Consider the following 11,830-nt stretch of genomic DNA (forward strand, 5'->3'; position numbering starts at 1 on the left):
GTTCATGTCAACATAAATGTGAATTTTGGAGTTTCCCCATTTTTCTAAGGGGAAGTGAGGTTTGTCTGAATAACAATTTCAACTACCCCGGGATTTTTATAAACAAACTCTCTCTACTCGGCGCGCGCGTTAACCTACCCGCAATCTCACGCAGAAAAGACTTTCCCGGCACAAAAAAACAGAGTAGTATCTTCTTCTGTAAGGGGGAGCTATGACGCGCCGCAGGCGGACAATAATAATACTCTGCATTATAACCTTCGTACTTGTATCCGGGATAATTCTTACCGGGATATGGCTTGAAACCCGCGATTTCCGTGATAATTTTTCCGCTATGCGGGGAGAGCTGGGGGAAATCGAAGAACTGGGGAAAGTGAGAAAAAACGGGTATACCTCGAAGTCAGTCGGAGCTCTAAGCAGCACCGGCATACCTTTCTCGGCAAGGATCAAAGTGCCGGAAAGAAGAAATAATCCTCTTGCCGCTTTGATAATACTGGGGGGACTAAGAACAGGCAAAGATATTGTGGATTATATGCAAGGAACCCCCGGGATGATTATAATGGCGATCGATTACCCGTATGAAGGGAAAAAGGAAGATCTTTCCGCAATCGAGTTTATGCTGGCCCTTTCAGATATTCGCAAAGCCGTACTGGAGACGCCTCCCGCTGTAATGCTGGGAGTAGATTATCTTCTCTCAAGAGATGACGTGGACCCTGAGATGATCACTCTGATAGGCGGAAGTCTCGGGGCTTTCTTCGTTCCTGCCGTTATGGCTTCAGACCCTAGGATAGACGCCGCGGCGATTCTATTCGGCGCGGGAGATCTTAAAGAACTGATAAAGAACGAAATAGACCTGCCCTTTCCCCTGCCCTGCCTGGGTTCCTCTATAGCCTCTGTTCTCGTCTCTCCGGTTGAGCCGCTGAAGTATGTTGCCGGCATATCCCCCCGGCCCCTTTTGATACTAAACGGAAAAGCAGACCCGCGGATACCCGCCGAGCTCGCCATGAAGCTGCACGATGCCGCCGGGGAGCCGAAGACAGTTGCCTGGATCGACTGCGGACACATGGATGTAAAATCTGAGGAGTTTAACGAGAAGGTGGTCAGGGAGGTGCTGGGGTGGTTACAAAAATAAAAGAGCAGGCAAAAACCCCTTAATTATGGTGTCTGCGTTTTTTTCTATATTGAAAGGAGTAATTTGAAGGGTATAAAAAGCGAAAGATATTTTGAAAAATTCAAATTCATCGTCGAGAAGGAAAGAGAAGAGGAGATGAGGCGGCATGAAAGTGAAATCAGAAATCTCTCGGGCAGAGAACGTGAAGAAAAGGGGAGAGCCTTACTGAACCTCCGGGGGAAGAATCACCGAACGGGTCTAGGGGGAAAATATCTGATAAAATTCGTCCGGCAGAGGCAGGGAGAAATGCTGCCGCCGCACGAGATAAATATAGGCGACCTCGCTCTGTTAAGCAGAGGAAATCCACTTTCAAAGAACAATCTCTCAGCAACAGTTATTGAAAAGAGCAAATATTCCATAACAGCGGTCTTTGACAACCCGCCGCCGAACTATCTGTATAAAAAGGGGCTCAGGATGGACCTCTACGTTAATGATATAACTTTCCAGAGAATGATAGAAGCCCTTGATACGCTTGCCGGCGGCAGGGGCAAGTTGTCAGAAATTCGCTCTAAACTGATCGGTGAAACAGAACTGTCCCCTTTGAAGAAAAAGAAGATAAAACCATTCAACCGGGAATTAAACAGAGCTCAGATAGAGGCTTCTGAAAAGGCGTTATCCTGCGCCGATTTCTTTCTTATTCACGGCCCTCCGGGCACGGGCAAGACCGTAACCTGCATCGAGGTTATCAGGCAGGCTGTTATCGCGGGCGGAGAGACTGTATTAGCCGCGGCGGGTTCTAATGTTGCAGTTGATAATATATTAGAGAGACTTATAGAACACGAAGTAAACGCGGTGCGGATTGGTCATCCCGCCCGGGTAAATCCGGTTCTCAGAAAACACTCTCTCGATCTTATCCTGGAAGAAGATCCGCTCTACAGGAAATCCGTCATCCTCAGGGAAAAGGCAATGTCGCTTAAAGATAAACAGAATAAATACACACACCCGGGCGGAAGATGGCGGCGCGGGATGAGTAATACAAAAATAAGACAGCTCGCGGACCGAGGGGCTCGTAACCGCGGTGTCCCCGCCGGCAAGATAAAGGATATGGCGAAATGGCTCGATATCCAGGATGATATTGACAATCTGTTTACAGAGATCGACAAACTCGAGCAGAAAGCCGTAAGCGGGATATTAAACGGAGCTGATGTTGTCTGCGCTACCAATTCAACCGCGGGGTCGGATGTTTTAAGCGGGAGACACTTCGACCTGCTCGTACTGGATGAAGCCACACAGTCGACTGAACCGGAGGCGCTCATTCCACTTGTAAAAGCCGACCGGGCTGTACTTGCCGGTGATCATAAGCAGCTGCCGCCTACTATCTTAAGCGAAGATGCCAGGAGACAAGGCCTCGGGAAATCACTTTTCGAGAGACTGCTCGAGATACACGGAGACAGGATCAGAGAGATGCTTAAGGTTCAATACAGGATGAATCAGGATATAATGGGCTTTTCTTCTAACGAATTCTATTCGGGAAAACTGACCGCCCACCAGTCGGTAAAGAAATGGACACTAAGGGACCTCGGAGCAACTGCTCCCCGGAGCGAATTTCAAAGGTTTGTTTTTGACCCCGGCAGACCTGTCGTATTTATTGATACTACGGGTAAAGAAAGCAGAGAAGAAACTAGCAAAGACTCAAAATCTTTTTTCAACAGGTTCGAAGCCAAGCTGGCCGTGGATATAATAAAGACGGCCGCGGATACAGGTATCGACCATTATGATATAGGGTTAATCGCTCCCTACAAGGCTCAGACAGAATTCATACGAAGCCTGATAAGCGATGAGAGAACCGAGATAAACACAGTCGACGGATTTCAGGGAAGAGAAAAGGAAGTCATAATCCTTTCACTTGTAAGGACCAACAAAGACGGTAATATAGGATTTCTTAAAGACTTAAGGAGACTGAATGTTTCCCTGACAAGGGCAAAGAAGAAGCTCATTGTAATCGGACATTCCCCCACCTTATCCACTCATGAAAGTTACAGAAGACTAATCGATTACATCAAAGGGAAAAACGGATACTACCCTGCTGAATAAAGGAAACGTAGGGCAAGAATAAAAGGGAAAGATCTATTAATTCAGCTCAGCAGAGCAGACCGGAAAAACTCAGAATTAAAATAAGAATCAGATTGAAACCGGAAGTCCTGCCGGGTTAGAATGTAACATATACAATCAGGGAAAATGCTCACACTTTCGATCAGGAAACGCCGATAGGAGCCAGTGATGAAATTAAAACAGACATTCATAGACTTTATGCTACACCACCAGGAACGTCACAAGCGGAGCTACAATTTCCTCGTTCTCCTAGAGGCAATCCAAACTGCCGCCAAGTACATACAGTACTTATATAAGACAGGCTCTCTTAAGAACATTATGGGCGAAGCGGGGATCACCAACGTTCAGGGAGAAAACGTTATGGAGATGGACGATATAGCCAACGCCATCGTACTTCACTATTTGCGCCGCTCAAACCAGGTAATCTGCGCGGTCACCGAAGAAGAAGCTGAACCAGTCAAACTGAATGAAGACGGAGGCCGTTACTTCATATACTTCGATCCGCTGGACGGATCGAGCAACATCAGGCACAACCTTCCGGTTGGCTTCATGTTCGCCGTCGCCAAAAGGAACTTAAGCGGCCCCGAAGATTTACACCTGCGTAAGGGATCTGAATTTCGAGCGGCAGGTATTTTCCTTATACCTACCGGTGTGTTTACAATCGCCCTTGCCAATACCGGCGTTTTCCGTTTTCACCAGGATGAAACAATGACATACGTAATACCTGAAAACTCGGAGCGTCTGATAATACCGGACGACCCTAAGAGATGGGAACTCTCCTTCAACGCCTCCAACACTAAAGCCTTCTCAAAGAATGTTCAGAGCTGGATCGAAAAACATGAATCTAAACACTCATTTCGCTACCTCGGAGCGCTGGCGGGAGACTTCCACCGCCTTCTTTCCAACGGCGGTATGTTCATGTATCCCGCTATAGTAAACCATCCTAAACCAGAGATGAATCGCCCCAACGGCAAACTGCGTCTTCTTTACGAAGCAGCCGTTACCGCTTTTATCGCAAGAGAAGCCGGAGGAATAGCCATAGATGAAGAAGGGAACGATATTCTGGATATAACTCCCAAATATCCACACCAGCGTACCGCTCTCTACGTGGGCTCCACTCCGCTCGTAGAAAGCATAAGGAAACAGCTTATAAATAACGGATAGAAACTGCTTAAAGCAAAGGTTTAAAGAAATTGGTTTTGGGGCAATTTCCCCGCCGGGGCAAACTATCTTTTAAGCTTATCTCTCCGGGTGATATCTGACTATTATGAAGAAATAAGAAAACCGATTATACTGAACCTATAAGAACACTGAACTTCAGAAAATGTACCCCCTGGTACAACGCTCTAACCAAAATATATACACAAATGGCGATAGAAATATCGTAACCAAAGTAAAGACAACGGGATATGAGTAAATATATATAAATATCGAATTCGGCATCTATCTCGCAACACAGATTTAGTAAGCTAAATTGTATGTAGCCGGAACTTGACTAAATTTGCTAAATTTATTAAATTTGCTTTGAGCATTCTCAAGTAAATGGAAGGGGTAAAAATGAAAAGAGCGCTTTTTTCATTACTGCTGGCGGTCTTTATCTTCGGAGCCGGCTGCGACAGCGGCAGTGATTATACGGCCGGTCCCGCTGGTACGGAGCAGGAAGAAACAGTTATTGATCTTGATTCACCCACCGGGGGCTTTTCTTTATCGGATGAAAAGCCAGCTTTCGGAGAAGCCGATCTGTATACCTATTCTGAAGATGAAAAAGTATATGACGATGAAATCAATAACGACCCAGTGATGGAAAGATACAGAAACCGACTGGGAGTAAAAAGATTCCGCCTTCGAGCTATCTGGGGAAAGCTTCCTAGAAGTTATCAGGACAGTTCTTCTGCTGACTGCTGCGGCCTCGACTGGTCCGGAAGTTTGACCTTCAACAGAGGTATTGTGGTAATCGAAAAACTTATAGCCTTCGAGCCCGGAGACTATATAACAAGAAAAGACAGATCAAGGATCGAATGGGTTTCAAACACCTGCCCGCATGTTGACGGGATTCAGGTCAAGCTGATAGCTCCCCCGGCTTTTATAAACCCTGATTCAGTAAAGACAGACAGCACAGAAATCGCCGAGCCGGCGCTTACTATAAGCACGGGGCCATATACAAAATCTTTCACGTTGAAAGAGCTTGAAGCCCTTGAACTCATCAAGCCCGTGGACAGATGCGGCAACGGCATCGCGCTGAACAGTCATATTGTATATCCTGGATGCCCGAGTGGATACCTCCTTGGAAAATGGAAAAGTATAGAGCATGATACAATACCATCGGATTCAACAAGCTCAGGCGAAACAGACAAGATTCTTCTTGGTTATTTCAGAGGCGTCTGGTTAGGACACAACGGCAGAATAGGTGGCCACTTGAAAGGAGTATACGGACAAAACAGCGCTGGAGAGTCCGTTTTCTTCGGCAAATATATAGATTTCAACGGACGCTTCAAAGGTTTACTTAAAGGATATTACGAAGCCTTCCCGGTAGATACATTCGCATATTCTCCTCCGCGCGGAATATTTAAAGGAAGATGGTTTAACAGAAACCTCACTCCTAAGGGAAGCCTCAAAGGAGACTGGGTTACAGGAACGGAAGGAAACGGGTTCTTCCACGGAAGATGGATAAAGAACTGTCCTGACAAGCTATAACCCGCAAAGTATAGAAATTCTAAATTATAAAGGGGGCGCGGGAGCTTACCACCGCTCCCCTTTTTTTAGAGCAGATAGAAAACGTTTATTTTTCACTCAAACAATACTTGTCCGGAAGATTTACATCCAGCTGCTCTCTTACAACCTCGAGAAAGGCCCTGAGAGTTACCGGAAGATATCTGCCGACGGGCAGCAGGAGGCCAATCTCTCTATACAGACTGATCCCTTTAACACTGAAAGTTTTAAGATTTCCTCTCTTGATATCTTGTTCAACAGTCTTGAGCGGCAGTGCGGATATCCCCAGCCCGGAGGCAACGAGGTGTTTAATCGCTTCCTGGCTGTCTATAGCCATCGAGACTTTCGCCGAGACACCTTTTTCAAGCAGGGCATTCTCAATAATCCCCCGTGTTACAGATTCTTTATGGAACAGGATAAATGGATAGCGGACCAATTTACCGCAGGACAAATCAGAGCGGCCTGCAAGAGGATGACCCACGGGAGCTATAAAAACTATAGGTTCAGTAAAGACAGGATATATGTCGTATTCATCAGATAAACTCAAGGGAAGTGTTCCGCAAACGATATCCAGTTCCCCCTACTATCCCCGGGTAGAGCTTTCTGAATCTTGAAAAGACCTTTGGAAGAATATAAATGCTGGCGGCGTCTATCGTACCCAGCGAGAGCCGCCCCTTCTTAAGCCCCCGGAGATCATTTATGTGCTCAAGCATCTGACCTTCCATCTCATAAATCTTTTCCGAATAATCTAAAACCACCTTGCCGGCTTCAGTAAATACGATCCTCTTTTTCCTGATCTCATACAATTTTATCCCGAGCTCTTCTTCCAGCTTTCTCAGTTGAATACTTATCGCCGGCTGAGTAACAAAATTCGCCTTTGCGGCAGCGGTAAAACTGCCATTTTCAGATAGTGACAACAGATATTTGAGGGGCCTTAGTTCCATTTTTAGTATAAATTAAGTTAATAGTCGTTATTATAATAATAAATTGTATTTATTATGTCAATGGTGCTAATCTATATTTTGAATTTGATGGTAAAATATAAATAACTTATTCAGGCTTTATCAATTCAACCTGTCTTTCCAGTTGGGAGATAAAGGAGGAAAAATGGAAATTAAGCGCAAACCAACAAAACCAAAGGGAAAACTTGGTGTGTTGACGCCGGGGATGGGAGCTGTTGCCACAACATTCATCGCGGGCGTACAGGCGATAAGACAAGATATCGCCGAACCTGTCGGTTCATTAACCCAGATGGGAACCATACGCCTTGGAAAAAGAACCGAGAACAGAGTACCGGCTATTAAAGATTTTATTCCTCTGGCCGAGTTGGACGATATAGTGTTCGGCGGCTGGGATATTTTTGAAGAGAATTGTTACAAGGCAGCTCTTAATGCAGGCGTACTGGACAAAGAAATGCTGGACAGAGTTAAACCCTTCCTGGAAAAGATACAGCCGATGAAAGCTGTGTTCGATCAGAATTACGTAAAGAAACTTAGCGGCAGCTGGGTCAAGAAGGGAAAAAACTGGTACGAGCTCGCTGAACAGCTCAAAGAGGACATACTTAAATTCAAGGAAGAAAACAACTGCGACCGGCTGGTTATGATCTGGTGCGCAAGCACTGAAATCTTCATGGAGCCGTCCAAAGTACATAAAGACCTGAAATCTTTTGAGAAGGGGCTTAAGGAAAACGACCCTGATATTGCACCAAGTATGGTTTACGCCTACGCGGCACTATCTCTGGGAATCCCCTTCGCGAACGGAGCTCCCAATCTGACAATAGATATACCGGCCCTCAGCGAACTTGCAATGAAGAACGAAGTCCCCGTTGCCGGGAAAGATTTTAAGACCGGACAAACACTAATGAAAACAATACTGTCGCCAGGGCTTAAAGCCCGTTTGATAGGCCTCAGCGGCTGGTTCTCAACCAATATCCTCGGCAACCGCGACGGCGAAGTCCTAGACGACCCGGAATCGTTCAAGACAAAAGAGAAAAGCAAACTCTCGGTTCTGGAGCACATACTTCAGCCGGATGTCTACCCTGAACTCTACAAAGATTTTTACCACAAGGTAAGGATCAATTACTATCCCCCGCGGGGAGACAACAAAGAGGGATGGGATAATATAGATCTCTCCATGTCGGCTCGGCTCTGCCAATGCAGATCAAGATAGACTTCCTGTGCAGAGACAGTATCCTTGCCGCGCCGATTGTTCTCGACCTGGCGCTTTTCCTCGACCTTTCAAAAAGGATAGGTTTCAGAGGAATACAGGAATGGCTGTCTTTCTACTTTAAAAGCCCGATGTTCGCGCCGGGGCTCTACCCGGAGCACGACTTATTCATACAGCTTATGAAACTTAAGAACACCCTCAGATACATTAAGGGTGAAGATATGATCACACATCTGGGTCAGGAATATTACGATTAGTCAAGTTTGAACTATTTGTTTGATTCTCAGCATTGGGGGAACGGTATCCGCTGGACCGTTCCCCCTTAAAAATGATCAAAGGTCAGGACTCTATCTCAACATAGAAATAATGTCCATTTCTGTAAATTGCCAAGATTACGGTATTCTTTTCCATCTCTTCGAGAAGATCCCTGAAATCGGATCTATTCTCAATCTCTTTCCTGTTTATCTCTACTATAACATCACCCTTCTTAAGGCCCGCCTCAACTGCCGGACTTTCAGGTTCGATGTCGATTATAACAACTCCTTTTATATCATCAGGGATATCAAGACTTCTCCTGTAATAATCATCTAAAGTCTTAACCCTCGCTCCTATAAATAAATGGGATTTTCCTTTTTCATCACGCTTTCCTCTGGTATCACCGTCCGGGCGCTCCCCTATTTCGATATCTATCTTTTTCCTCTTCTTATCCCTTAAGATTCCGATTTTCAGTTCTGTTCCGGGAACAGCAGCCGCTGCCATACTATGAAGATCTTTACTGTCTTTTACCTTTTTGCCCCCGAATGAAATTATTATATCTCCCCTTTCGAGGCCGGCTCTGTCAGCGGGAGTATCCTTTTCAACCTGAGCGATTAACGCCCCCCCTGCATCTTCAAGTCCAAATACTCTGGCCATCTCTGGTGTAACATCCTGTGGATAAACACCGATATACCCTCTGACAACATATCCGTTTTCTATTATGCTCTTCATAATGGAAGTTGCCAGATCGAGCGGAATCGCGAACCCGATCCCCTGACTTCCCCCGCTTCTTGTTACTATTGCCGTATTAATGCCGACGAGTTCCCCTCTGGTGTTGATCAGGGCGCCCCCTGAGTTACCGGGATTTATCGCCGCGTCCGTCTGAATAAAATCCTCGTAGTCTACCAGCTTGAGAGATCTGCCCAGCGCGCTTATGATTCCTTTCGTAACGGTCTGCCCCACTCCGAAGGGGTAGCCGATCGCGATAACTGTCTGTCCGAGCCTCAGATCATCCGACTTTCCTATTTTTACTGCCGGCAGATCATCCCCTTCGATCTTTATTACAGCTATATCACTCTTAGGATCCGTTCCGATAATTTCAGCGTCGAATTCCCTTTTATCAGTCAGGATCACTTCTATTTCATCAGCCTCATTCACCAGATGATTGCTTGTAAGTATATACCCGCCGTTGTCAACGATAACACCCGAACCAAGACTTCTCTGAACTCTCTCGCTCGGGATATTTCCTCCTCTGAAGAATCTCTCAAAAAACTGCCTGAAGAAAGGATCTGACATATAGGGTGAAGGTTTAGTTTTAACAACCCTTTTTGAAGATATATTAACTACAGCGGGGGCAACGCGCTCTATAATATCAGGCAAACTCTCATCCTCTGCCGCAGCCGCGTATGCGTTTGCGGACAACCCCTCCGTATCACAGTCCGAAACCCGGAAGCCGCTGATAATTCCGCTTTGAAGAACTATGCCCAAACTGATTACCAGTGCCGCCGAGATAATTAGAAACCATTTCTTAGAGCTTCTGTTTTCCTTCATTTATTTCCTCCTTTTTTAAAATCAGTTCTAACCTCTTATAATCAGACAGCCGTTTAAAGTTCCATTTTCTTTTATGAGAGTAGCTGTAAATAAAACGTCCTGAGGTATTATTTTATAACTACCTGCCAACCATATCCATAAAATTGCGCAGTATAAGGCGCGCCTTAGGTGTTTCTCTGATAGATGAGATGAAATCTTCGTACTGATCCTTCTCCTCAGAAAATCTGTTTCGTTTTATCAGGTTGTTCTTGTACATAACGGCTAACTGCCTCAGCTGATCAGCATTGATTTCCGGATGAGGCTGAATGCCGAAGGCTTTTCCCAGCGAAAAAGCCTGTACGGGAGTCATCCTGTTAAAGGCCAACTTCAACGCGCCGGGTGGAATCCTCGCGACATGTGTTCTATGTATAAGATTCATCAACTGGCCGGATTTAATCCCCGAAAAAGTTCACTTTTTTCTCCCTCAGGTGTGAGATAAACTGGGAAACTCCCCATCTCCCTCCCCTTGGGATTTATTACTACCTCTCCGCCAAGCGCCGTTGCTAGAGCGTGATGTCCAAAACAAATACCCAGAATCCAGCTGCCGGCCCCGTAGGCTGAACGAATAAAATCAAGTAGAGGGGAAATCCAAGGTTTATCTTCAAAAACCGCGCCGGAACTTCCGGAGATTATAACACAATTCCCACCTGTGGATACCTTTTCGGGTTCAGGCAGATTGCCGGCTGTGGCGTCATAGATCGAGAGTTTGACATTTTCAGAAATACCCAGAGCGTCAAGCGAACTGCGGAACCAATCACTGCTGACAGTACCGTCAGTCAGCTTAAAATCGGTTACATCAATAAAATGCGCGTTAACTTTCATCACTTCGCCCTGAAGAATTAAAACCTGATTTCAAATCCTCTGTAGTCCCCGCCGTCAGGCAGAGATTCGGTCTCTACATGCGCCACATTCGATGCGGGAGGCCCTTTACCCAATTCCTTTATAAATTTCTCAGTCCTGTCTCTGTCGCCCTCCACCTCGGCTTCAACACTTCCGTCAGCGAGATTTCGAACAAAACCCTCGAGGCCGAGGTCACTGGCGAGACGTTTTGTAAAAAACCTGAACCCGACACCCTGAACAACCCCTTTTACTTTAATATGAATTCTGATTCTTCCCTCCTCTTGCAATTCTTCTTCTAACTGTAGATCTCAATAAAACGTTCAAATGACCTGTCCCATGTTCTTTCTATCTCATCGGGAAAAACACAACCGGGGAGTTCCCTTTTCTTAAGATGATGCTGAAGGCACTGGCAGCAGTTGCCTTTTCGAGGACACCCCTGATATGAACAGTTGCAATTTTCAAGATTTTCGTCAAACTTTTCACAGTCGATAACCATCTTATTGTCCCTTCTCTCTCTTAAGCCGTAAGCAATTATATCTGTCTCACAACTGTATTTTAACAATAAAAGGTTTAAATACCAGAAATAATTACATCCTTTCTCACTTCTCACTTCGGCAAAATCAGCTCCCACTCTAACTAAAAGTATACATTCTGAAAAAGTTTAAAAAGGAGAAAAGAATTGATAATATCCCTTTATATTAATAGATTTACAATTGAACGCGTTTAATACTGTCTAATATTCATTCGAGGTGAAAATGGGAAACAAAAAGATATACCTTGATCATAACGCTACAACTCCTCTGCATCCGGAAGTTAAGAAAGCAATAACAGAAAATCTGGATCTCTTCGGCAACCCTTCCAGTCTGCATTCCTACGGAAGAGAAGCCCGAAGAGTTATCGAAGAGGCAAGAGAGACGATAGCTTCTTTCATAGGTGCTTCCGGCGATGAAATCATATTCGTAGGCAGCGGTTCAGAGGCGAACAACTCTGTTCTCTCCCTGCTGACCTGCCAGCTGAAGAAATGCAATATCAAGGGATTCGATAGAACCG

The 11,830-nt window shown here is 45.4% G+C and carries 12 protein-coding genes and 1 pseudogene; 6 read left to right on the plus strand and 7 right to left on the minus strand.

The window, feature by feature from the left end; all coding sequences use genetic code 11:
* The first annotated feature begins 211 nt into the window (after positions 1-211).
* From U5O15_06620 to U5O15_06635, 4 genes are all read left to right on the plus strand, one after another.
* Positions 212-1,129: a prolyl oligopeptidase family serine peptidase gene (locus U5O15_06620; protein ID MDZ7860326.1), complete on the plus strand. Its 918-nt coding sequence runs from the start codon at positions 212-214 to the stop codon at positions 1,127-1,129.
* Positions 1,130-1,192: 63 nt separating this feature from the next.
* Positions 1,193-3,202, plus strand: a complete 2,010-nt coding sequence (locus U5O15_06625) for an IGHMBP2 family helicase (GenBank protein MDZ7860327.1) — start codon at positions 1,193-1,195, stop codon at positions 3,200-3,202.
* Positions 3,203-3,388: 186 nt separating this feature from the next.
* Positions 3,389-4,384 carry a class 1 fructose-bisphosphatase gene (locus U5O15_06630; GenBank protein ID MDZ7860328.1) on the plus strand — a complete coding sequence of 332 codons (996 nt, stop codon included), beginning with the start codon at positions 3,389-3,391 and terminating at the stop codon, positions 4,382-4,384.
* Between the two features lie 393 nt (positions 4,385-4,777).
* Entirely contained in the window at positions 4,778-5,914 is a 1,137-nt protein-coding gene (locus U5O15_06635) for a hypothetical protein (GenBank protein ID MDZ7860329.1), read from the plus strand.
* Positions 5,915-5,999: 85 nt separating this feature from the next.
* Here U5O15_06635 and U5O15_06640 read toward each other — a convergent pair whose 3' ends face one another.
* Positions 6,000-6,476, minus strand: coding sequence for a substrate-binding domain-containing protein (locus tag U5O15_06640; protein MDZ7860330.1), 477 nt, complete (start codon positions 6,474-6,476; stop codon positions 6,000-6,002).
* Positions 6,463-6,873, minus strand: a complete 411-nt coding sequence (locus tag U5O15_06645) for a LysR family transcriptional regulator (protein ID MDZ7860331.1) — start codon at positions 6,871-6,873, stop codon at positions 6,463-6,465. Before U5O15_06645 ends, U5O15_06640 begins: the two co-directional genes overlap by 14 nt.
* Positions 6,874-7,036: 163 nt before the next feature.
* Here U5O15_06645 and U5O15_06650 point away from each other — a divergent pair.
* Positions 7,037-8,352 (plus strand): annotated as a pseudogene (locus U5O15_06650) (inositol-3-phosphate synthase).
* Between the two features lie 82 nt (positions 8,353-8,434).
* On the opposite strand, the gene U5O15_06655 reads toward U5O15_06650, so the two are convergent.
* From U5O15_06655 to U5O15_06675, 5 genes are all read right to left on the minus strand, one after another.
* Entirely contained in the window at positions 8,435-9,901 is a 1,467-nt protein-coding gene (locus tag U5O15_06655) for a Do family serine endopeptidase (protein MDZ7860332.1), read from the minus strand.
* A gap of 118 nt (positions 9,902-10,019) precedes the next feature.
* Complete coding sequence (locus U5O15_06660; protein MDZ7860333.1) at positions 10,020-10,319, minus strand: hypothetical protein; 300 nt, start codon at positions 10,317-10,319, stop codon at positions 10,020-10,022.
* Positions 10,319-10,762: a hypothetical protein gene (locus U5O15_06665; protein ID MDZ7860334.1), complete on the minus strand. Its 444-nt coding sequence runs from the start codon at positions 10,760-10,762 to the stop codon at positions 10,319-10,321. The genes U5O15_06660 and U5O15_06665 overlap by 1 nt, the downstream gene beginning before the upstream one ends.
* A gap of 17 nt (positions 10,763-10,779) precedes the next feature.
* Positions 10,780-11,067 carry an acylphosphatase gene (locus U5O15_06670; protein MDZ7860335.1) on the minus strand — a complete coding sequence of 96 codons (288 nt, stop codon included), beginning with the start codon at positions 11,065-11,067 and terminating at the stop codon, positions 10,780-10,782.
* Between the two features lie 8 nt (positions 11,068-11,075).
* Complete coding sequence (locus U5O15_06675) at positions 11,076-11,270, minus strand: DUF6485 family protein (protein ID MDZ7860336.1); 195 nt, start codon at positions 11,268-11,270, stop codon at positions 11,076-11,078.
* Positions 11,271-11,535: 265 nt separating this feature from the next.
* On the opposite strand from U5O15_06675, the gene U5O15_06680 reads away from it, so the two are divergent.
* Positions 11,536-11,830: aminotransferase class V-fold PLP-dependent enzyme (locus tag U5O15_06680; protein MDZ7860337.1), on the plus strand; the 295-nt coding region annotated here is incomplete at its 3' end.

This window comes from Candidatus Krumholzibacteriota bacterium, from assembly GCA_034520215.1.
In the GTDB taxonomy this organism is placed as follows: domain Bacteria; phylum Krumholzibacteriota; class Krumholzibacteriia; order Krumholzibacteriales; family WJIX01; genus JAGHBT01.

Bases quoted from the DNA above. Each gene is read 5' to 3' on its own strand.
- U5O15_06655 (MDZ7860332.1), bottom strand. From the start codon at position 9,901: ATGAAGGAAAACAGAAGCTCTAAGAAATGGTTTCTAATTATCTCGGCG.
- U5O15_06635 (MDZ7860329.1), top strand. From the start codon at position 4,778: ATGAAAAGAGCGCTTTTTTCATTACTGCTGGCGGTCTTTATCTTCGGA.
- U5O15_06620 (MDZ7860326.1), top strand. From the start codon at position 212: ATGACGCGCCGCAGGCGGACAATAATAATACTCTGCATTATAACCTTC.
- U5O15_06645 (MDZ7860331.1), bottom strand. From the start codon at position 6,873: ATGGAACTAAGGCCCCTCAAATATCTGTTGTCACTATCTGAAAATGGC.
- U5O15_06630 (MDZ7860328.1), top strand. From the start codon at position 3,389: ATGAAATTAAAACAGACATTCATAGACTTTATGCTACACCACCAGGAA.
- U5O15_06665 (MDZ7860334.1), bottom strand. From the start codon at position 10,762: ATGAAAGTTAACGCGCATTTTATTGATGTAACCGATTTTAAGCTGACT.
- U5O15_06660 (MDZ7860333.1), bottom strand. From the start codon at position 10,319: ATGAATCTTATACATAGAACACATGTCGCGAGGATTCCACCCGGCGCG.